We start from the raw sequence: 19,756 nt of genomic DNA, 5'->3' as shown, positions 1-19,756 counted from the left end.
CCGAGTTAAAGGCCTGTCTTGGCGCGCCTTTTTAACGGCCTCCAGACTAAAGATTGTCTTCCCAGGCGAAGCGTAGCGCAGACCTGGGATCCAGTATTCCCGGGCGTTTGCGATCTTATAGCAGGCTGTGAGGCAATCCTGGGTCCCCGCTTTCGCGAGGATGACAATGGCGGGAAGCGCTGGCGTCTCGAATTCGGCAACGATTGTAATTGGAAAATTGACGCGCTTTCAGCGCGGCATATGTCTGGGTTCCGGATCTGTGTTCGGCTGCGCCTTCCTTGTCCGGAGTGACGGTGGAAAAGGGGCTCCAGACTGCGTTAAAGCAATCTCTTGCCGGGCCTTGGGTCTGAAATGCCGGTTATTCCGCGGCCTTCATCAAATCATGGCGAACCGGGGCGGCGGCTGTGCCGATCCAGAGGTCAAGGAAGCGGTCGAGCCATTTCCGGACGGCGGGATCGTACACGAAGCGACCGGCGAAATGGTCGCGGCGTTTCTGTGCGCCGGGCAGTTCCATGCGCGGTGCGCCTTTGGTCGTCCAGCGGACCATCATCTGGTGGGTCAGTTCCGGGTGAAACTGGATGCCGTATGCACAGGAACCGACACGGATCGCCTGATTGGGGTAGGTGGGCCCGGAGGCCAGAAGATCGGCGCCGCGGGGCAGGTCGAACCCTTCCCGGTGCCATTGATAGACCTTCTTAGGCCAGTCCATCAGGGATTTGCCGGCATCGGTCGGCTTCAGCGGATAATAGCCGATCTCCACCAGGCTTTCATGGTGGCTGGTGACCGTGCCGCCCATATGTCTGACCATCATCTGAGCGCCAAGGCAGATGCCGAGAAAGGGTTTTTCCTCCGCAAGCGGAACACCGATCCAGTCGATTTCCTTCTGAATGAATGCGTCAGGGTCGTTGGCGCTCATCGGGCCGCCGAAGACCACGGCGCCGGCATGGCTTTCCATTGTGTCGGGCAGAAGGTCGCCGAACCGAGGCTTGCGGATGTCGAGCGCGAAGCCGCGCTTTACAAGCTCAAGACCCACCCGTCCGGGCGAGGAATGCTCCTGATGCAGGACGATCAGGACTTTCGGTCGGTTCTTCACGGGATCGGACTGAAAAAGCATGGACTTAATATGAGGGAGGTCGGCACGAAAATCGAGTCCCGTTGCCGCGTCATCCTGCATAAATACGCGCCCGGCCTGATTATCGCGTGGGCGTTCAGTCGCCTTCTTCGGTTTCCGGCGCCGTCTGGGCAACCTTGTGACGCAAGTTCATCCGGTCGCGCGTGGAGACACCCAGAAGTTCGGCGACCCGCCAGATGGTGTTGTCCTCAAACTCATGGACGTGGCCGTCGGCATAGACGATTTCCCACATCATCTCCACGATGGCGAGACGTTCCTCTTCATCTGTGGTGCGCTTGAGCACCGAGGTGAAGCCGTAAAGGTCGACCGCTTCCTCGTCGCGCTGCTTGGCAGCGGCAATCAGCTCGGTCGTCTCCTTTTCGGAAAGGTCATAGTGGTTGCGCAGGATCTCGCGCAGCTTCGAGCTTTCGCTTTCCTCGATCACGCCGTCGATGTCGATCAGGTGAAACAGCAGGGCCGCGGCGGCCAGACGCTTGTCATCTTCGGCGAAGGTCTTTTCTCCGCTGTCGCCAAAGGTGAGTTCCCGGACAAAACTTTTCAGCGCATTGAGCATGTCAGTCATTCCTGTTGCCTGGCCCCCCAAACAGGCCTGTTTTATTGCTATACCATTCCCTCTTTTCCATCAAAGGGTTGTTGTCGGCTTTCGGTCTCCGGACATGGGGAGATAAACCGGCATTTCCAAGTCAACTTTTTGGAACTGTTCTAAACTATTGATTTTTTTGGAATTATAACTTGACTTTCAGCCTCATGAAATGTTTTCCCTCTCCTTGTAGGACGTGGTTACACGTCGCAAAATCATTCAGGTTTCGCCCAGGGAAGGTCCATGCGCACCAGGGGCGGCACAGTTTACGGGATGGATCTATGAATACCTTCAAGCTCGGCCTTCTGGCCGCTTCCGCCCTTTTCGTCACGCCGGCATTGGCCGCGGCCCCTTCCGACATTCTGTCGACCTACGGCGACATCGCACAGGCAAAATATGCGGACTCTCTGGCAACGGCCAAGACGCTCAAGACAGCCATCGACAAGCTGGTAGCCGAGCCGACCGAGGCGAACCTGGAAGCGGCGCGCACCGCCTGGAAGGACGCGCGGGATCCCTATCAGCAGACCGAGGCCTACCGTTTCGGCAATGCAATAGTCGATGACTGGGAAGGCAAGGTGAATGCCTGGCCGCTCGATGAAGGTCTGATCGACTATGTCGACGCGTCCTATGGTGATGAATCGGAAGAAAACGACTTCTACGTCGCCAACGTGATTGCCAATCCGTCGCTCAAGGTGGGCGGTGAAACCATCGATGCCACCGAAATCACGCCGGCTCTTCTTGCTGATACGCTGCAGGAAGCAGGTGAAGTGGAAACGAATGTGGCCACCGGCTACCACGCCATCGAATTTCTGCTGTGGGGGCAGGACCTCAACGGCACCGATGCGGGTGCGGGCAAGCGGCCGGCAACGGACTTCGATCCGGCCAACTGCACCGGCGGCAACTGCGAACGCCGCATCCAGTATCTGCAGGCCGCAACCGATCTGCTGATTTCCGATCTTGAAGAAATGGCTGCTGCCTGGGCTCCGGACGGGGCTGCACGCGAGGAACTGGCGAGCAAGGGCGAGGCCGGTGGGCTTGCCACCATCCTGACCGGCATGGGCTCTCTTTCCTACGGCGAGCTGGCTGGCGAGCGCATCAAGCTTGGCCTGATGCTGCACGATCCGGAAGAAGAGCATGACTGCTTCTCCGACAACACCCATATGTCGCATTACAACGACGTGGTCGGTATCCGGAACGTCTATTTCGGCTCTTACAAGAGCCCGGTCGGCAACGATGTGTCCGGTGCGTCCCTGGCCGAACTGGTGGCGGAAAAGGATCCGGCGCTGGCAGAGGAAATGAAGACGAAACTTGACGCCACGCTGGCGGCTTTCGAAGCCATGAAGGCGCGGGCCGAAGCCGGTGAAGCCTACGACCAGATGATCGGCGAAGGCAACGAGGAAGGCAACGCCGTCGTCCAGGCAGCTGTAGACGCCCTGGTCGACCAGACGGCCTCCATCGAACGTGTGGTGAAGGTTCTCGAGCTCGATGACATCGCATTCGAAGGGTCCGACAGCCTGGACAATCCGGGCGCCGTTTTCGAATAATCGAACAAATCGTCAGGCGGCTTCGGCCGCCTGACAGCTTGTCTGCGAATTGGGGCTCGCGGATCACAGTCAGGATGCGAATATGAGACTGGTCCCCAGACCGGGCGCCACGACAGGCGTCTTTTTGTGTTTCTGCCTCGCGGCAGGCGCAGCCCTTTCAGACGATACGCTGTCTTACCGCGACGATTTATCGGCAAAAGACCGGCTCAAGGCCGCAAGGGTTCTGCAGCCACCGGCCGATTTCGAAGCCGCCGAAGCCTTCGAGCTCATGCAAGGCGGGGCCGGAACCTCCCGAAAGCGGATCAACCGGGATGCCTATTCCCACTCCAACGCCAATCTGACCTTCGAGGAACAAGCCACCTTCAAGGTGGGCAACGGCCTGTTCAAGAAACTCTGGGCGTCTTCCCCTTCCTCGACGCAGGCCTCCGACGGCCTCGGGCCGCTCTACAACGCGCGCTCGTGTCAGGGCTGCCATCTGAAGGACGGCCGGGGCCGGCCGCCGCTACCAGGCGAAGACGCCGTTTCCCTGTTCCTGCGCCTGTCCATTCCGCCGCAAACCGACGAGCAGCGCCAGGCGCTGGCCGATCGCGACATCATGCTTGTGCCGGAGCCGACCTATGGCGGTCAGTTCCAGACCTTTGCCGTGCCGGGCCTGCCAGGCGAAGGCCGCTTCGACATCGAGGTGGAAGAGATCGAGGTGCCACTTGCCGGCGGCGAAACGGCCGTGCTGCAGAAGCCCGTCTACAAGATCCGGGATCTCGGCTATGGCGAGATGCATCCGGACACCATGATTTCGCCCCGCGCGGCACCGCCCATGATCGGCCTTGGCCTTGTGCAGGCCATTCACCCCGGTGACATTGAAGCCCTTGCAGACCCCGACGACGAGGATGGAGACGGCATTTCCGGCAAGGTCAGCCGGGTTCGTGATCCTGAAACCGGTGTGCTGACGCTCGGCCGTTTTGGCTGGAAGGCGTCCAAGCCTTCGATCCGTGCCCAGTCCGCTGCTGCGTTTTCCGGAGACATCGGCATTTCCACGCCGGAGATGCCGGACAATTACGGCGACTGCACAGACGCGCAGGCCGCCTGCCGGGCCTTGCCGCATGGGGAACAGGCGAACCTCGGCGTTTCGGAAGCTCCGGATCCGGTGATGGATCTCGTCACCTTCTATTCCGAGAACCTGGCCGTACCGATGCGCAGGGACGTGGATGATCCCGACGTGCTGAAGGGCAAGAAAGTATTCTACGAAGTTGGCTGTCCGGCCTGTCACCGGCCGAAGTTCGTGACCAGCCGGAAGGCGGAAAATCCCGCGCACCGGTTTCAGTTGATCTGGCCTTATTCGGATTTCCTGTTACATGACATGGGAGACGGCCTTGCCGACAACCGCCCGGTGGGTGACGCCGGTGACCAGGAGTGGCGCACGCCGCCGCTGTGGGGCATTGGCCTGACCGAAACCGTCAACAGTCATACGCGGTTCCTGCATGACGGCCGCGCGCGAAACCTGCTGGAGGCGGTGCTGTGGCACGATGGCGAGGCCAGACAAGCGCGCGACGCGGTTGTTGCGCTTTCGCCTTCTGACAGGCAATCGCTGATACGTTTTCTGGAGTCTCTTTGATGCGCCGTTTGCTCTTCGCCGTTCTTGCCGTTGGTGCTGTCACCGTCCAGCCCGCGTTTGCCACGGACTATGAACCGAAGCTCGACAATCTGATCGAAACTTATATCAAGCCGCAAACCAGCGCGTTTGCAGAGACTGCGGCAAAGCTTCCGGCTGCTGTGCGCGCGGTCTGCGCGAACGGGGACGCAGCGTCGGTGGAAACGTTCGAGACGGTCTATTCGGAAACGCTGCGCGACTTTGCGCATATTCATTTCCTGCGGTTCGGCCCGCTGATCGACAACGACCGCCTCAGCCGGCTGGCTTTTCTGCCCGATCCGCGCGGCATCACGCAGCGCCAGATCCGCAAGGTTCTGGCCTCTAAGGACAAGGACGCCCTGTCGGCGACCACCCTCAAGGACAAGAGCGTTGCGGTCCAGGGGCTGACGGCGCTGGAACTGCTGGCTTTCGACAAGGACAGCGCGGTCCGGCTGGGACAGGCGGGCGACGACAAGGCCTTCACTTGCGGATACGCGCTGGCGATTTCGGAAAACCTTGCGGCGATGGCTGGGGAAATCGCGGAAGGCTGGCAGGACCCGGACGGATACAGCGCTGTGCTCCTGACCGCCGAAGGCGGCAACGAACGGTTTCACACCTCCAAGGAGGCGCTGGAAAGCGTGTTCAATGCGCTGGTGACGGGCTTGATCATCGCCCGCGACCAGGACGTACTTCCGGCACTTGGAACGGGCCGGGACAAGGCCAAGGCAACGCGCTTTCCCTTTTCGCGTTCCGGCAACAGCGTGGTTTACCTCAGCGGCGAAATGCGCGGCGTTCAGGAGGCCCTTGCCTCTCTGGAACTCATGGACCTGACCCCGGACGATTTCACCTGGATCTATAACGCGGTCGACTTCGAGTTCGACAATGCCGTCGGTCTTCTGGAGACGCTGGAGCCGCCCCTGCGCCAGTCCTTCGAGGAAGGTGATGCCTATGACAAGGTCGCCGTTCTGGCGATCACCTTGAAATCGCTTCGTGACACGATTGCTCTTGAACTTGCCGGCGCGCTTAACCTGGCAGGAGGCTTCAATGCGCTCGATGGGGACTAAACCTCTTTCCCGGCGTGGATTTCTGGCGGCGCTCGGCGGCCTTGCCACCTTGCCGGCCTTCTCCGGTTCGACGCTGGCGGAAAGCCTGTTGAGCCGGGAGGCAGCTGAGGGCGTGCCGCTGTTCGTGAGCGCCTACAAGCTGGAAAACGGTGACTATGGCGTCGGTGTCGTCGATGATCTCGGGCAGGTTCTGGCCAGGATCACGCTGCCGGGGCGCGGCCATGGTGTTGCGATTTCACCGGACAAAAGCCGGTTTGTGGCCTTTGCCCGCCGGCCCGGCACATTCGCGGTCGTGGTGCGGCCGTTTCAGGATGTGGCACCGGAGGTTCTGACGGCGGAACCTGGCCGTCATTATTACGGCCACGGCTGTTTTTCCGCTGATGGCAATCTGCTGTATGCGGTGGAAAATGACTATGCCACAGCGCGCGGTGTGCTGGGCGTTTACGACATGAGCGGCCGCCAGGTGCAGCGGATCGGCGAGATCGAAACGCACGGCATCGGACCGCATGACATCCTGCTGGCGCCGGACGGACGGACGCTGGTCGTTGCCAACGGCGGCATCATGACCCATCCGGACAAGGGGCGCGAGAAGCTCAACCTCGACACCATGGCGCCAACGGTGGTGTTTCTGGACAGGGAAACCGGCGATCTCCATACAGGCCACGCTCTGGACGCTTCCCTGCACCAGTTGTCGCTCCGGCACATGGCGCTGGATGGACAAGGGCGCGCGTGGGTCGGTGGTCAGTTCGAAGGCCCGGAGACGGACCAGCCGCCACTGGTCGGCATTTTCTCAAGAGATGAGGCGCCGATCCTGACGGAAATTCCAACCGGCATTGCGTCAGGCCTTCAGAACTACATCGGCTCGGTGACCGCCAACGCAAGCGGCGACGTGATTGCGACCTCCGCGCCCAGAGGTGGTCAGACGTTGTTCTGGAAAGCCGATACGGGCGTGTTCCTGGGGGCCGAGGCGATTGCGGACGGGTGCGGCGTTGCGCCGATCGATCAGGGCAGCTTCCTGATATCTGACGGCAACGGAGCGCTGTCTCTTGTGAGCGACCCCGCCCAGCCGGCGGAAATCCTGGCTCGCCCGCCGGGGATTTCCTGGGACAATCACATGTTCGCCCTGTCCTGAGACAGGGCCAACGACTGATGGAACCTTGCACGCGCTCATGCCGTTTTCTGCCTGAAAGGTGCCAATCGGCGGCAAATTCGGCAGACTTCCTGCTTTTGTCAAAATCGGCTGGCACATTGACCGCGTCCGTATGCCGGTCCGGAACCGGGGTGTGGCGCTGTAGACCGATTTGCCGGTAATTGAGCGTTCCGTCTTCTTTCCTGCGAAAGCCTTTGCTTCTGCTTGGGGACGTTCCCGCCCGATTGGTCTACATTGGGGACCGATTCGCGACGGGGAGACACTAAATGCGTCGGCTTTTGATCGGACTGGGCAGCTTGTTGTTCTTGCTGGCAACCATCATCCTGGTGGTGCCGCTGTTCCTGCCCAAGGACGAAATCAAGCGTCAGGTGGTGGAACAGGTGGACAAGCGCTTTGGCTGGCGCGTGCGCCTGGACGGGCCTGTGTCCCTTTCACTTTTTCCGGGATTTTCTCTGGTTGCCGAAGATATCGGCCTGGCCGGTGAGGCCGGGGCAGACGGGATCGAGTTCGCCAGGGCCGAACGTGTCGAGTTCGGTCTTGCCTGGGGCGGTCTGGTGTCCGGCAACATCCAGGTAACCGGAATTGCCCTGGACAAGCCGGACATCTATCTGGAAATCGGCCCGAACGGCACCACGAGCTGGGAGCCGCGCCGCGACATCAGCGACATTGGCGACTTGATCGAGGCAGAAACCGGCGCCGCTGAAACCGATGCGGTGGCGGAAGCCGCGCCCGCGCCTGCGTCTGAAGCGGAACCGGACGAGACAGCCGCAGCTCCTGACGGCTACCTCAAGAGCATTGGTGTCGACAGCCTGCAGATCACCGGCGGCACGGTGACCTACAAGGCGCCGGATGCTGCCGAGCCGATTCGTATCTCCAACCTTGATCTCAGCCTGCAGGCGCCCAGCCTGTCGGGTGAGGTCGATCTGACATCCAGCTTCACGTTCCGCGAAATGCCGGTTGCCGTCACAGGATCCCTGACGGACCCGCTTGGGCTCATGGGCGGGGAGCAGGTTCCGGTGGACCTGAAGATTTCCAGCGGTGAAAACAGCGTCTCCGTCACCGGCCAATCCGGTCTGGATCCGGTGCGCGCTGAGCTGGCTCTGACAGCCGCAGGGCCATCCCTGAAGGCTCTCGCGGCGCTGGCCGGTCAGGATCTGGCTGCCGATCCGGGGGCATTTGCCGTGTCGGCCAAGGTTGCAGGCACCGAGGCCATGCTGTCGCTGGCTGATCTCGATATCACGCTCGGCCAGCTTTCTCTTGGCGGTGCGGCGGACGCGGATCTGTCGGGGAGCGTTCCTGAAGTCTCCGGCCGGCTGGTGCTGAAAGATGGTTCGATTGCCGATCTCCTGAAGCTTGCGGGCCGGGATCTGCCGGCCAGCGGCAAGCTCAGCGTGGATCTGGCGTTCGAAACAGCGGGCCAGACTGGTGAGGAGCTGCTTGCCGGGCTTGATATCAACGGTAGCGTGCGCATCGCCGAGGGCGAGGTCGGCGGAGTGGGGCTCTCGTCGGCTGTCGGCGGCGATCCGGAAGCCGACCGCCTGACGAACCTTGCCCTGGATATCGATCTTCAGGGGTTGGAGCAACCGGTCTCGCTCAGCGGCGCGCTGTCCTGGCGGGGGGAAGCTTTCAGCGTGACCGGCGAGGGCGACACCGCCCGTCTGCTGGCCGGGGAAGCCGCGCCGGTTTCAGTGACCGTGAAGGGCAATCGGGTCAGCGCCGGCTTCAATGGCAGAGCGTCGCGCAACGGCGCGCTTGACGGTGCTGTCAGTGTCGACACGGCGGACCTGCGAGGCCTCATGGCGTGGCTGGGCAAACCGCTCGGCAACGGCGGCGGTCTCAAGCGGTTCAAGGCGTCGGGTATCTTCGGTGTTTCGGGCGAGACGATCTCGTTCGAGGAAACCCGTTTCACGCTGGACGACACGTCGGGCGAAGCCAACGGGCGCATCGTTCTGGGCGGCAAGCCAAACGTCACGGCACGGCTGGATCTGCGTGAGCTTGTGCTCGATCCTTATCTCGGCGGCACATCGTCTTCCGGCGGTGGCGGCGGCAGCGGTTCCACAAAGGCGTCCGGAAACACTTCGGGCGGCGGCAGTGGCGGTAAAAGCAGCGGCTCAGGCGGCTGGAGCACGGAGCCGATCGACTTCTCCGGCCTGAATGCCATCGATGCCGACTTCAAGCTGACCACCCGGGAAATCCGCTGGGACAAGATCAAGATCGACCAGAGCGCGCTGTCGACCACCATCAAGAACGGTGTGCTGACCGCGAACCTGGAAAAGCTGGCGTTATATGGTGGCACCGGCACTGGTACGGTTACGCTCAACGGAGCCGCAGCCACGGCTGAGGTTGCCGCGAAATTTGCGCTCGCCGACCTCAATGCCTATCCGCTGTTGCGCGATGCTGCCGATTTTAGCTGGATCGAAGGCAAGGCCAACATCAACCTGGATGTCACTTCCAAGGGTGGCAGCGAACAGGTACTGGTTCAGGCCTTGAACGGGACAGCCGACTACAGGTTCGCCGATGGTGCGATCAAGGGCATCAACGTGCCGAAAATGGTACGTGGCCTGTCGGTGGAAACGCTGCTCGGCTGGCAGGCCAACCCGTCGGCCCAGACCGACTTCAGCTCGCTGGGGTCAACCTTCCAGATCCAGAACGGCATCGCCAAGACGGATGACCTGTCTCTGGTTGGTCCCCTTGTGCGCATGACAGGCAAGGGCACGACGGACATGCCGGGGCAGCGCCTTTCCTGGCGTGTGGAGCCGAAGATCGTGCCGACGCTTGAAGGTCAGGCCCCGCAACCTCGGCGGAAGGGCGAAGACAAGAAACTGGCCGGCCTCGGTGTGCCCATCGTGATCGAAGGTCCGTGGAACGATCCGCGCATCTATCCGGACATCAAGGGCATTCTGGAAAACCCGGAAGCGGCCTACAAGCAACTGCAGCAGACCGGCGGCGAGCTGATCTCCATTCTGCAGGGCAAGAACGAACCGTCTCAGGAGCTGGTCGATCAGGCCAACAAGGTCATCAATCAGGCGACCGGCGGCAAGACCCAGATCGACGTTCAGAAGGTTCTCGATGGGGATGTCGATGACGAGGAAGTTCTGAAAGCGGTTGAGGAAGGCTTCGGCCTGCCGTCCGGCCTGCTGGGCAACGTGTTCGGAAACAAGAAGAAGAAGAACTGACGGTGTAACCGGCGAAGGTGCCGCGCCTCGGCGCAGCACCGCGTCATCTGGCGTCGGCTTCAAACGGTGTGTTCCGGGACCGAAAGTGCCACGGCAGCGGGCCTATGCGTTCAGAACTGCCTTGCCCGATGCGCCAGTTCGACACCGGGGTTGACCCGCATCAGCCGCATTTCTCCGAAACTGCGGATCTCGCGTTTGCCGAGGTCCTCCAGGTGAAATTCGTCCACCAGGAACTCCTTCATGGCATCAGGTGCCACGACGCACGTCGGATTGGCGAACTCCTGCAATCGTGCGGCGAGATTCACCGCCGAACCGAAGACGTCATAGACATATTTCTGGATACCGACGACCGAACCGACCGCCGGTCCCGTGCCCAGTCCGACGCGCGCCAGCCACTTGTGTTGATGGCTCTGGTTGCGGCGTTCCAGGTACCGAATGAAGCGGACGGGGCAATTGGCAACCGCGCGCATGTGATCCGGCGACGGTTCGGGCATGCCTGAAACGGCAAGATAGGCATCGCCGATGGTCTTGATGCGCTCACAGCCAAATTGCTCGGTGATCAGGTCGAAAGCGGTGAAGATGTCGTTCAACTCTCCAAGCGTTACCGTCGGGTCGTGCTCTGCCGAGAATTTCGTGAAACCCACGAAGTCGAGCATGACCACAGAAACGCTTTCATAAAGTTGTGGCGTGACGACGCCGAAGGTCTTGAACTCCTCGTAGACCGTGCGCGGCATCAGATTGAGCAACAGGCGCTCAACCCGCTCCAGTTCCCGCGTATTCCGCTCGACCATGGATGAATAACTGTCGATCATCGACTCCAGTTCGCGGATCCGCGTGATGTTCTGGCACTCCACGACGAGGAAATCCTGCTCCTCGGCGGGTGAAACCGTCAGGGCGATGACCAGCGTCCGGCGCTTCATCTTGACGGAGACTTCGCCGGTAAAGCGACCCTGGTCTTCAATTTCCGCCCGGAGCTGTTCGATATCGATATCCGGCAGCAGATCGGTCAGCGTCGCAGCGGCGTCCGGTTTTCCAAACCAATCAGAAAACGGGCCGTTCTGGAACAGGACCTGCAGGTTCTTGCTGCCGACAACGGCGATGCCAACGCCAATCGCGCGCAAGAGCTGCTGGTTGATGGCGGTGATGTTCATGGAGCACCGGTCGAAAGGATGGTGGAGCGGCGGGCTTCGATTTCCCGCATCACGGACTTGATGTCGCCCCGATCGAATTTGTGTTCCGCCAAAGTCTCGTGCAGAAGACGCGCAATTTCGTCAAAATCCTCGTTTGTCAGATCGAAGGGGGCATGGGTGCGTCTCAGCCGCTCTTCCGAATAGGAAGCCGGCCCGCCCAACAGGTAGGAGATGAATTTGGTCTGATGATCGATCAGGCGAGTCATTTCGACGTCATCGAAAAAGTCGCCGATCTCCTCAGAATCGAGAACCTTATCGTAAAAAGTCATTACGATGCGGCTCTCCGAGCCGAAGCCGCCGTACTTTTCAAATAATGTCGCAGGCATGCCCTAGAACTCGATTTTCAGAGCGAGATCAAGACTAAGAGAGTATTCGACTATTCTGCCAATGCAAAGATTTTGTACCTTCTGTTCCTCTGCGTAATCTGTTCCGATTTTCTTCGGGGGCATCTGACACACGCCTGTGGCCGGTTACTTGCCGAATGGCGCCGGCCTGTCGCGTCCGCCGAGCCGGTGTTCTTGGTGCGGATGAGATTGTTGTTGTGCGCCACAATCGGCGCACAACGCCCTTCCGGGACGTTTCTGTCCTGTCAGTTCCGCTTATCTGGACAGGTTCTGGGCCAGCATGAGAGCGTTGCCGTCCGGGTCGTAGAAGGTTGCGGTGCTGACCATGCCTTCGATGGTTTCTGTCGGCCCGTCGAATCTGACCCCCGCTTTTTCCAGGGCGCTGCGGGCAACCGCGATATCGGCCACACCGAACACGGGAACCGTGTTTCCCGGAGCAGGTTCGGACTGTTCGCCCAGCCCCAGCGTCACGCCTTCGGTCAGGGTCTTCAACTCGCTCCAGCCAGCGTCGTCCACGTGATAGAGCAGCTCGAAACCGAGGTTTGCCGCATACCAGTCGGCACTTGCATGCCTGTCGCGAACAGAGAGGGCGAGGGTGATCGTGTTATCCAGTGAAACGACAGGCATGAGACTTCCTTATGTAGCAAAAGTATAGTAGCTATAAAACATGGATATGCAGCTTCTTGTCAACCTCACGTCCAAAGCCTGGTCCCTGAAAATTCTGGCACAGCTGCATGCAGGTATTCCCGGGCGGCAAGCTCCGTTGATTGGGTCAACGGGGGCTAGCCGCAGTTCGTTTGCGGCAAGCCTTGATCACCTGTTCCACCTTGGGCTGCTGGAGCGAAACCCTGGCCACGGCCATCCCTTGCGGCCGGAGTTTCGGCTGACGGACAAAGGAAAGGCTGTTGCAGCCATGGCGAGCCGAATCGAGGAGATCGTTCCGGACGAGGAGGCCTTTGCCGTGTTGAGACGAAGCTGGACCGTCCCGATCCTGGCAGTAACGGGGACGCCGAGCCGGTTTTCATCCATCAAGTCCGGTCTCGGACCTGTTACGGACCGGGCCCTGTCGAAGTCACTTGGTGTTCTGGAGGAGCGGGAGTGGCTGAGGCGGGATATCGATCTGTCGCAGCGTACGCCCTTTCCGATCTATCTCGCCGTGAATGCAGGGCTGAATATCAATCAGGCGATCTCCGCAGGCGTCCGCTGAGCCTGATGTGAACGAAAGTTCTATCCTATGGTTGCATTTTCCGGTCTGGACGTGGCGTTTTCCCCTGCGTCTTCCACCGTGCAAGCATCTGTTTCTGATCGCTAATTTCAAAATCAATGAATCTGGGCGTGTGGCGAGGCCCTATGACTCTTCTGGTTCATTGCAGTTTCCGGGTGTAGCGCTACGCTTGAGAGGTCGTGGCGAATCTTGCGAGGCAAGCATGTCCCGGTCAGACGAAGAGAAATGCGGTCGCCTGATGCGCACCGCCTGCACGAATGTCATCGGCTTCTGGCAGCTTTTGCAGGAACCGGACGTTCACAGGATCGATCATGTCAAACGCCTGCAGTACCGGGCTTACATGATCGGCTCCGCCCTCCATCTGGCAGACCTGGTGGTCAGGCACGAACGGGCCCTGATCCATCTCCGCCGGCCAGCCGGGGAGCCCGAGCTGGGCGAAGAAGCAAAACAGTTCCGCGCCATGGTTCACGCGTTTGATGGTGACCATCAGGAGACACTCGACGCCCGGGCCCTGGTCTTCAGCCAGGCCGTGCAGAGCGCCTTCGCGGAATAGACACGGGTAGGGTCAAAGGCCGAGTGCGGCGATCATCCTGTCGACCGCATCGTCCACCGTGCCGGTGTTTTCAATGCGGATCAGATTGGCGACGTTTTCCGGTTCCAGGTCGGCGCGGCGCAGCCGGTCTTCTATTTCCTGCCTGCTTTCGCGGCCTCGCGCGGCGAGGCGTTCGGCCAGGATTTCGACCGGGGCGGTGATCAGCAGAACGCTGGTGTTGCGGTACTTGTCTTCTGCCTGCTTCAGCACCTTGCGCGAGCCATTGGCAATCACGGTTTCGCCGGCTTCGATTGCCTGGTCGTAGCTTTGCGGAATGACGTAGCCGAGCCCGTGGGCTTCCCAGCACAGGGCAACTTTTCCGGTGGCTCTCAGCTGGTCGAATTCGGCGCGCGAGAGCGTGTCGTGATCCTCGGCCTCGACATCTGCCGCACGGGTGATTGCACGCCGGGCGAAGCTGACGTCCGTCCGGCCCGCCAAACGGGTTTTGAGCGCGGCCATCAATGTGTCCTTGCCGGCCCCGCTCGGGCCGACCACAAGCACCATGCGGCCGGGGCCGAGCTTATCAGTCATGACGGAGCCAGCCTCAGGCAACCCGTTTGCCCTCGCGCCAGACACCGCGCACGACCGGAATGTCGCCCACCATCTTCACCTGAATGAGATCGGCCCTGAGGCCTGGGTCCAGAACGCCCCGGTCTTCCAGGCCGATTGCCTTTGCAGGCGTTGACGTGACCATGGCGACAGACTGCGGCAGGGAAATCGCTTCGACCTCATCAGCCAGTTGGAAGGCGGCCTGCAGCAGCGAAATCGGCACATAGTCGGAGGACAGCACATCCAGAACGCCTGCCTCGGCAAGTTCCTTCGCCGAGATGTTGCCCGAATGGGACCCGCCGCGAACGACGTTCGGCGCGCCCATCAGAACGGCCATGCCGGCCTCGTGAGATGCCTTGGCGGCTTCCAGAGTGGTCGGAAACTCGGCGATTTTCGTTTGCAGCGAAATTGCCTCGTCCACATGGGCGGTGGTGGCATCATCGTGGCTGGCGATGGCGATACCGCGCGACTGGGCAATGGCCGACAGATGCTTGCGGTTATCAGGGGCCAGACTGCTGGCGCGCGCCTGGCGCTTGCGGATGAAATCGTCCATCTGGGCGTCGGTGAAGCCCTTCTTGCCCTGATAGTAGATCTTGTAGGCGTCCATCGACACGAACTGGCGCTGACCGGGGGTGTGGTCCATCAGCGAGATCAGGCGGATGCTGTCGTCATCCTCGAACACCTTGAAGGCGCTGAGCACGTCGGGTGCGGACACTTCGCAGCGCAGGTGGATGAAATGATCGGCGCGCAAGCGGTTTTCCCGCTGGCCGGTTTCAATGGCGTCTGCCAGCGCGCGCATGTCCGAATAGCCGAGGTCCGCGTCTTCATCCATGCCGACGCGTAGGGCATCGAAAACCGTGGTGATACCCGAACAGGCGATCTGGGCATCGTGTGCCTGAACGGCGGAAACCGGGTTCCAGCGCACTTTCGGGCGTGGAGCGTAGTGGGTTTCCAGGTGGTCGGTGTGCAGTTCGATCAGGCCGGGCAGCAGGTAATCGCCTTCGCAGTCGTGACCGTCAACATCGGTCGGCGAGCCGAGGCCGGAAATCAGACCGGCATCATCGACCGTCAGGGAGCCGTCGAATACTTCGCCTGCGAGAACCAGACGGGCATTCTTGAAGACTTTGGGATGCTTGCTCATGCAGTTTCCTCTTGGGACAGATGCCCGCTCTGGCTGAGCGCGTCAGCGGGGGCGGTGTTGCCGGTCAGCTCAAAAACCGTGTGAACCTCAAACGGCGCACCGCGCTCGGCTTCGGTGTAAAGCGCAACGTGGCGGCACAGCCGCTTCCTGCCGGTGACATCCGAGAAATGGTCTCGGGCGGCATTCGTCAGCCGTTCCATGTCGGTGTCGTCTTCCAGCTTGTTGGACAGCGTCAGATGAAAACGGAATTCGTCGAAGATATAGGGATAGCCCCATCTGACGAGATAGGTGTCGTGAATTTCCGACAGTCCGCTCTTGCGACGGCGCTCCAGGTCCGCGTCGGAAAGCGGCGCGCGGAACGGCTCGAACCGGCGCACGCACAGGCTGGCAAAGGCGCGTAGGGCCGGCTCTTCTGCCTCAGGGGTCAGTGCCAGAAAACGGCCGAGCCTGTTCACGCCGAGCGCATCTATCTCGTAAGGGGCGATTTCTGCGGCAAAGGTTGCGCAGGCCTCCAGCAGACCTGCCTCGGTCTGATCGACCGCGAGGGAAAACGGGGCTTTCAAGGTCCCGTGAAATCCATAGCGGCGGGGATCGGTCGTCAGCTCCTGAAAGCGTGCCGGCGTCATGCCGGACAGCTCCGGCTGGGGCAGAGCCGCGCCGGTATAGGGATCACGCCCGAGCCAGGTGTTCCCGAGCTGCATCAGGCGGTCGTCGGCATCGGCTGCGAAATAGAGAGCATAGCGCATGAGGGGAATCGCAATTTTTGAAATGTGGTTCGGCCGGGAAGTGGCAGGGCCACGTCCTTCAACTTTCTGAAGGAGTGACCTAAAGACGGGCGGTGACTTTTCTGTGACAGTTTCCGCCCGTCTGCAAGCCTTTCCTCATCTTGCGCCTCAGGCAGCCGCTTCCGCGCTGAATCCCGTCACGTCGATGATGCGGTCGGCGATCTGCTCCCGCACATCCTGATCGTGCAGGATGCCAACCATGGCAACGCCCTGGGCTTTCTTCTCTTCCACCAGACGGACAACCACGGCCCGGTTGGCAGCGTCGAGCGAGGCGGTCGGCTCGTCCAGCAGCAGGATCGGATAATGGGCGATGAACCCCCTGGCGATGTTGACGCGCTGCTGCTCGCCGCCGGAGAAGGTGGCCGGCGGCAGGGTCCACAGGCGCTCGGGCACATTCAGCCGCGACAGCAGGGAGCGGGCCTTGTCGACACCTTCTTCCTCGCTGGTGCCCTGGGCGATCAGTGGTTCGGCGACCACGTCTTCCGCCGACACGCGCGGGATGGTGCGCAGGAACTGGCTGACGTAGCCGATGGTGTCTTCGCGAAGACGCAGAACCTTGCGCGGTTCAGCGCTGGCAATGTTGACGATCTCGTCGCCGGCCGTCACCAGGATCTGACCCTCGTCACAGCGGTAGTTGCCGTAGATCATCTTGAGGATCGAGCTTTTGCCGGCTCCCGAGGGGCCGCCCAGGACGACGCATTCGCCGGCATTGACCGAAAATTCGACCTTCTCGACCACGGGAATGACGGTCCCGCCTTGCAGGTGCATGGTGAAGGACTTGCCGACATTGTTGAGATAGAGGCGTACGGGCATTTCGGTCCTCATACCTGGAGAATGGAAGAAACGAGCAACTGGGTGTAGGGCTCGCGCGGATCGTCGAGCACCTGATCCGTCAGGCCGCTTTCGATGACATTGCCGTGGCGCATCACCATGATCCGGTGAGACAGCAGCCGGGCGACCGCAAGGTCGTGGGTGACGATGACCACCGAAAGACCGAGATCGGCCACCAGACGGCGCAGCAGGTCCAGAAGGCGGGCCTGAACGGAGACATCCAGGCCGCCGGTCGGCTCGTCCATGAAGACCAGCCGCGGTCTTGTGACGAGGTTGCGGGCGATCTGCAGGCGCTGGCGCATGCCGCCGGAGAAGGAGCGCGGATCGTCGTCGATCCGATCACTGTCGATTTCCACACGTCCCATCCAGTCGTCTGCGGTGGAGCGGATGTTGCCGTAGTGACGTTCGCCCACCGCCATCAGCCGTTCGCCGACGTTGGCACCGGCGGAAACATTCATGCGCAGGCCTTCGGCCGCATTCTGGTGCACGAAGCCCCAGTCGGTGCGCATCAGGAGGCGGCGTTCTGCCTCGGTCAGCTGGTAGAGATTGCGCATGGTGCCGTCGCGCATGCGATATTCGATGGCACCCGCCGTCGGGGCCAGCCGTGTCGACAGGCAGTTGAGCAGCGTGGTCTTGCCGGAGCCGCTTTCACCGACGATGGCCAGCACTTCGCCGGGCCACAGATCGAAGGAGACATCGGCGCAGCCGATGCGGTCGCCATAATAGCGGGTGACGTTGTGAACCTGCAGCAGCGGGTCCGTGGTCGGAAAGGCGTTCATCGGGCGGTCTCCTCTGCCTGGGTGGCGCCGAACTGATGGGCCGCCGGATCGGCCGCCATCGGGCCGAGATGGCCGTCCGCGCGCCGTTCCTCGCAATAGTCGCTGTCGGAGCAGACGAACATGCGTCCGCCCTTGTCATCCAGGATCACCTCGTCGAGATAGACATTCTCCGCGCCGCACAGGCCGCAGGGCTTGTCGAACTTCTGCACCTCGAACGGATAGTCCTCGAAGTCGAGGCTCTTCACCTTGGTATAGGGCGGAATGGCGTAGATGCGTTTCTCGCGGCCGGCGCCGTAAAGCTGCAGGGCTGCCATCTGGTCGATCTTCGGATTGTCGAATTTCGGCGTCGGCGAGGGGTCCATCACATAGCGGTCGTTGACCTTCACCGGATAGGCGTAGGTGGTGGCGATATGGCCGTTCTTGGCAATGTCCTCATAGAGCTTCACATGCATGAGGCCATAATCCTCAAGCGCATGCATCTTCCGGGTCTCGGTTTCGCGGGGCTCCAGGAAGCGCAGCGGTTCGGGGATAGGCACCTGGAAGACGATGATCTGGTCTTCGCGCAGAGTCTTTTCCGGAATGCGGTGGCGGGTCTGGATAACGCTTGCCTCCGACGTCTCGAAGGTGGTGCGCACACCGGCAGTCTTTTCGAAGAACCCGCGCAGGGAAACCGCGTTGGTGGTGTCGTCGGAACCCTGGTCGATCATCTTCAGGCAATCGTCCTTGCCCAGGATCGCCGCCGTCACCTGCACCCCGCCGGTGCCCCAGCCATAGGGCATCGGCATCTCGCGTGAGGCGAACGGCACCTGGTAGCCCGGAATGGCGATGCCCTTCAGGATTGCCCGGCGGATCATACGCTTGGTCTGCTCGTCCAGATAGGCGAAGTTGTATTCGCCCTGTTCGAAAATCTGAGCCGTGTCGTTCATTCTGCGGCCTCCCGGGCGGTGTCGCCCTCTTCTTCTTCCTGGCGGCGTTTTTCGAACCATTCGCCGCGCATGCGGCGGACAAGGTCCAGTTCGGCCTGGAAATCGACGTAATGCGGCAGCTTCAGGTGTTCGACGAAGCCGGTCGCCTGGATGTTGTCTGAATGGGACAGGACGAATTCGACGTCCTGGGCCGGGGCGGACTGTTCCTCGCCCAGTTCCTGCCAGCGCATGGAACGGTCGACCATGGCCATGGACATGGCCTTTCTCTCCACCTGTCCGAAGACGAGGCCGTAGCCCCGGGTGAAGGTCGGAGCGGTCTTGGCCGAGCCCTTGAACTGGTTGACCATCTGGCACTCGGTCACCTTGATGGCGCCGAGCGTCACGGCAAAGCCGAGTTCCTCTGCAAAAAACTCCACTTCCACTTCGCCATAGCGGATCTCGCCGGCAAAGGGGTGTGTGCGGCCATAGCCGCGCTGGGTGGAATAGGCCAGCGCCAGCAGGAAGCCTTCGTCGCCACGGGCCAGGTTCTGCAGGCGCAGGTCCCTGTCGGCCGGGAAGGACAGGGGTTCTCGTGTCAGGTCGCCGACAGGGGCGTCCTCGTCGGTTACCGGGTCCGGTTCCATCAGGCCTTCGTCGCCAAGCAGATCGGTGACCCGCGGCATGCTGGCGTCCTCAGGGCTGGCCGTTTCGACCGGCTTTTCAAGGCCGTCCTCTTCGGCGGCCAGCGCGAAGTCCAGAAGGCGGTGGCTGTAGTCGAAGGTCGGGCCCAGCACCTGGCCGCCCGGCAGGTCCTTGTAGGTGGCCGATACGCGGCGTTCCACCAGCATCTTGGCGGTATCGACCGGCTGGCTGTAGCCGAAGCGCGGCAGGGTCGTGCGGTAGGCCCGCATCAGGAAAGCAGCCTCGATCAGGTCGCCACGCGCCTGCTTGATGGCAAGCGCGGCCAGCATTTCGTCGTAGAGCGACCCTTCGCCCATGACGCGGGCAACGGCGTGGGAAAGCTGCTGGGCGATCTGCTCCAGTGTCAGCGAGGGAACGGAGGTGTCGCCCCGGCGGCGCTTGGCCATGAGCTTGTGGGCGTTGCGAATGGCTTTTTCGCCACCCTTTACGGCTACATACAT

19 protein-coding genes are annotated in these 19,756 nt (G+C 61.3%); 7 read left to right on the top strand and 12 right to left on the bottom strand.

Annotation, left to right across the window (positions count from 1 at the left end):
- Positions 1-358: 358 nt before the first annotated feature.
- Both SIAM614_RS23320 and SIAM614_RS23315 read right to left on the bottom strand, forming a co-directional pair.
- Positions 359-1,114: a glutamine amidotransferase gene (locus tag SIAM614_RS23320; RefSeq protein WP_006938405.1), complete on the bottom strand. Its 756-nt coding sequence runs from the start codon at positions 1,112-1,114 to the stop codon at positions 359-361.
- 94 nt (positions 1,115-1,208) lie between these two features.
- A complete protein-coding gene (locus SIAM614_RS23315) occupies positions 1,209-1,685 on the bottom strand; it encodes a tellurite resistance TerB family protein (protein WP_040440950.1) in 477 nt (158 codons plus the stop codon).
- A 308-nt stretch (positions 1,686-1,993) separates the two neighbouring features.
- Between SIAM614_RS23315 and SIAM614_RS23310 the strand changes: the two genes are divergently transcribed.
- The 5 genes from SIAM614_RS23310 to SIAM614_RS23290 all read left to right on the top strand — a co-directional run bounded on the left by SIAM614_RS23310 (position 1,994) and on the right by SIAM614_RS23290 (position 10,273).
- Entirely contained in the window at positions 1,994-3,256 is a 1,263-nt protein-coding gene (locus SIAM614_RS23310; protein WP_006938403.1) for an imelysin family protein, read from the top strand.
- Between the two features lie 82 nt (positions 3,257-3,338).
- Entirely contained in the window at positions 3,339-4,868 is a 1,530-nt protein-coding gene (locus SIAM614_RS23305) for a di-heme oxidoreductase family protein (RefSeq protein WP_006938402.1), read from the top strand.
- A complete protein-coding gene (locus tag SIAM614_RS23300) occupies positions 4,868-5,947 on the top strand; it encodes an imelysin family protein (RefSeq protein ID WP_006938401.1) in 1,080 nt (359 codons plus the stop codon). Before SIAM614_RS23305 ends, SIAM614_RS23300 begins: the two co-directional genes overlap by 1 nt.
- Entirely contained in the window at positions 5,937-7,079 is a 1,143-nt protein-coding gene (locus SIAM614_RS23295) for a DUF1513 domain-containing protein (RefSeq protein WP_006938399.1), read from the top strand. Before SIAM614_RS23300 ends, SIAM614_RS23295 begins: the two co-directional genes overlap by 11 nt.
- A gap of 284 nt (positions 7,080-7,363) precedes the next feature.
- Entirely contained in the window at positions 7,364-10,273 is a 2,910-nt protein-coding gene (locus SIAM614_RS23290) for an AsmA family protein (protein ID WP_040440914.1), read from the top strand.
- A gap of 110 nt (positions 10,274-10,383) precedes the next feature.
- Here SIAM614_RS23290 and SIAM614_RS23285 read toward each other — a convergent pair whose 3' ends face one another.
- From SIAM614_RS23285 to SIAM614_RS23275, 3 genes are all read right to left on the bottom strand, one after another.
- The gene (locus tag SIAM614_RS23285) at positions 10,384-11,424 is read right to left on the bottom strand and encodes an adenylate/guanylate cyclase domain-containing protein (RefSeq protein WP_006938396.1); all 1,041 of its coding nucleotides are present in this window, start codon (positions 11,422-11,424) and stop codon (positions 10,384-10,386) included.
- Positions 11,421-11,789, bottom strand: coding sequence for a group I truncated hemoglobin (locus SIAM614_RS23280; RefSeq protein WP_040440912.1), 369 nt, complete (start codon positions 11,787-11,789; stop codon positions 11,421-11,423). Before SIAM614_RS23280 ends, SIAM614_RS23285 begins: the two co-directional genes overlap by 4 nt.
- A gap of 273 nt (positions 11,790-12,062) precedes the next feature.
- Positions 12,063-12,434 carry a VOC family protein gene (locus tag SIAM614_RS23275; protein ID WP_006938394.1) on the bottom strand — a complete coding sequence of 124 codons (372 nt, stop codon included), beginning with the start codon at positions 12,432-12,434 and terminating at the stop codon, positions 12,063-12,065.
- A 40-nt stretch (positions 12,435-12,474) separates the two neighbouring features.
- Between SIAM614_RS23275 and SIAM614_RS33340 the strand changes: the two genes are divergently transcribed.
- Together SIAM614_RS33340 and SIAM614_RS23265 are read left to right on the top strand one after the other, a co-directional pair.
- Complete coding sequence (locus SIAM614_RS33340; protein WP_006938390.1) at positions 12,475-13,014, top strand: winged helix-turn-helix transcriptional regulator; 540 nt, start codon at positions 12,475-12,477, stop codon at positions 13,012-13,014.
- Positions 13,015-13,234: 220 nt separating this feature from the next.
- On the top strand, positions 13,235-13,585 hold the full coding sequence (locus SIAM614_RS23265; RefSeq protein ID WP_006938388.1) for a hypothetical protein: 351 nt from the start codon (positions 13,235-13,237) through the stop codon (positions 13,583-13,585).
- Between the two features lie 12 nt (positions 13,586-13,597).
- Here the strand turns inward: SIAM614_RS23265 and phnN are convergent, their stop codons facing one another.
- From phnN to SIAM614_RS23230, 7 genes are all read right to left on the bottom strand, one after another.
- Positions 13,598-14,155 (bottom strand): phosphonate metabolism protein/1,5-bisphosphokinase (PRPP-forming) PhnN, encoded by a 558-nt coding sequence (gene phnN / locus SIAM614_RS23260; RefSeq protein WP_006938387.1) that lies wholly within the window; start codon positions 14,153-14,155, stop codon positions 13,598-13,600.
- 13 nt (positions 14,156-14,168) lie between these two features.
- Positions 14,169-15,314, bottom strand: a complete 1,146-nt coding sequence (locus tag SIAM614_RS23255; RefSeq protein WP_006938385.1) for an alpha-D-ribose 1-methylphosphonate 5-triphosphate diphosphatase — start codon at positions 15,312-15,314, stop codon at positions 14,169-14,171.
- Positions 15,311-16,060, bottom strand: coding sequence for a DUF1045 domain-containing protein (locus tag SIAM614_RS23250; protein ID WP_006938383.1), 750 nt, complete (start codon positions 16,058-16,060; stop codon positions 15,311-15,313). The genes SIAM614_RS23255 and SIAM614_RS23250 overlap by 4 nt, the downstream gene beginning before the upstream one ends.
- A gap of 147 nt (positions 16,061-16,207) precedes the next feature.
- Complete coding sequence (phnL, locus tag SIAM614_RS23245; RefSeq protein ID WP_040440910.1) at positions 16,208-16,912, bottom strand: phosphonate C-P lyase system protein PhnL; 705 nt, start codon at positions 16,910-16,912, stop codon at positions 16,208-16,210.
- Between the two features lie 8 nt (positions 16,913-16,920).
- Positions 16,921-17,709 (bottom strand): phosphonate C-P lyase system protein PhnK, encoded by a 789-nt coding sequence (gene phnK, locus SIAM614_RS23240; RefSeq protein ID WP_006938379.1) that lies wholly within the window; start codon positions 17,707-17,709, stop codon positions 16,921-16,923.
- A complete protein-coding gene (locus SIAM614_RS23235; protein WP_006938377.1) occupies positions 17,706-18,635 on the bottom strand; it encodes an alpha-D-ribose 1-methylphosphonate 5-phosphate C-P-lyase PhnJ in 930 nt (309 codons plus the stop codon). Before SIAM614_RS23235 ends, phnK begins: the two co-directional genes overlap by 4 nt.
- Positions 18,632-19,756: a carbon-phosphorus lyase complex subunit PhnI gene (locus tag SIAM614_RS23230; protein ID WP_006938376.1), complete on the bottom strand. Its 1,125-nt coding sequence runs from the start codon at positions 19,754-19,756 to the stop codon at positions 18,632-18,634. Before SIAM614_RS23230 ends, SIAM614_RS23235 begins: the two co-directional genes overlap by 4 nt.

Source organism: Roseibium aggregatum IAM 12614, from assembly GCF_000168975.1.
Classification (GTDB): domain Bacteria; phylum Pseudomonadota; class Alphaproteobacteria; order Rhizobiales; family Stappiaceae; genus Roseibium; species Roseibium aggregatum.
The sequence above is the reverse complement of the archived record's forward strand: the minus strand, read 5'-3'. Positions and strand labels throughout refer to the sequence as shown.

What these genes read in the sequence shown, in the direction of transcription:
- SIAM614_RS23320 (WP_006938405.1), bottom strand. Translation starts at nt 1,114, where the DNA reads ATGCTTTTTCAGTCCGATCCCGTGAAGAACCGACCGAAAGTCCTGATC.
- SIAM614_RS23315 (WP_040440950.1), bottom strand. Translation starts at nt 1,685, where the DNA reads ATGCTCAATGCGCTGAAAAGTTTTGTCCGGGAACTCACCTTTGGCGAC.
- SIAM614_RS23310 (WP_006938403.1), top strand. Translation starts at nt 1,994, where the DNA reads ATGAATACCTTCAAGCTCGGCCTTCTGGCCGCTTCCGCCCTTTTCGTC.
- SIAM614_RS23305 (WP_006938402.1), top strand. Translation starts at nt 3,339, where the DNA reads ATGAGACTGGTCCCCAGACCGGGCGCCACGACAGGCGTCTTTTTGTGT.
- SIAM614_RS23300 (WP_006938401.1), top strand. Translation starts at nt 4,868, where the DNA reads ATGCGCCGTTTGCTCTTCGCCGTTCTTGCCGTTGGTGCTGTCACCGTC.
- SIAM614_RS23295 (WP_006938399.1), top strand. Translation starts at nt 5,937, where the DNA reads ATGGGGACTAAACCTCTTTCCCGGCGTGGATTTCTGGCGGCGCTCGGC.
- SIAM614_RS23290 (WP_040440914.1), top strand. Translation starts at nt 7,364, where the DNA reads ATGCGTCGGCTTTTGATCGGACTGGGCAGCTTGTTGTTCTTGCTGGCA.
- SIAM614_RS23285 (WP_006938396.1), bottom strand. Translation starts at nt 11,424, where the DNA reads ATGAACATCACCGCCATCAACCAGCAGCTCTTGCGCGCGATTGGCGTT.
- SIAM614_RS23280 (WP_040440912.1), bottom strand. Translation starts at nt 11,789, where the DNA reads ATGCCTGCGACATTATTTGAAAAGTACGGCGGCTTCGGCTCGGAGAGC.
- SIAM614_RS23275 (WP_006938394.1), bottom strand. Translation starts at nt 12,434, where the DNA reads ATGCCTGTCGTTTCACTGGATAACACGATCACCCTCGCCCTCTCTGTT.
- SIAM614_RS33340 (WP_006938390.1), top strand. Translation starts at nt 12,475, where the DNA reads ATGGATATGCAGCTTCTTGTCAACCTCACGTCCAAAGCCTGGTCCCTG.
- SIAM614_RS23265 (WP_006938388.1), top strand. Translation starts at nt 13,235, where the DNA reads ATGTCCCGGTCAGACGAAGAGAAATGCGGTCGCCTGATGCGCACCGCC.
- phnN (WP_006938387.1), bottom strand. Translation starts at nt 14,155, where the DNA reads ATGACTGATAAGCTCGGCCCCGGCCGCATGGTGCTTGTGGTCGGCCCG.
- SIAM614_RS23255 (WP_006938385.1), bottom strand. Translation starts at nt 15,314, where the DNA reads ATGAGCAAGCATCCCAAAGTCTTCAAGAATGCCCGTCTGGTTCTCGCA.
- SIAM614_RS23250 (WP_006938383.1), bottom strand. Translation starts at nt 16,060, where the DNA reads ATGCGCTATGCTCTCTATTTCGCAGCCGATGCCGACGACCGCCTGATG.
- phnL (WP_040440910.1), bottom strand. Translation starts at nt 16,912, where the DNA reads ATGCCCGTACGCCTCTATCTCAACAATGTCGGCAAGTCCTTCACCATG.
- phnK (WP_006938379.1), bottom strand. Translation starts at nt 17,709, where the DNA reads ATGAACGCCTTTCCGACCACGGACCCGCTGCTGCAGGTTCACAACGTC.
- SIAM614_RS23235 (WP_006938377.1), bottom strand. Translation starts at nt 18,635, where the DNA reads ATGAACGACACGGCTCAGATTTTCGAACAGGGCGAATACAACTTCGCC.
- SIAM614_RS23230 (WP_006938376.1), bottom strand. Translation starts at nt 19,756, where the DNA reads ATGTATGTAGCCGTAAAGGGTGGCGAAAAAGCCATTCGCAACGCCCAC.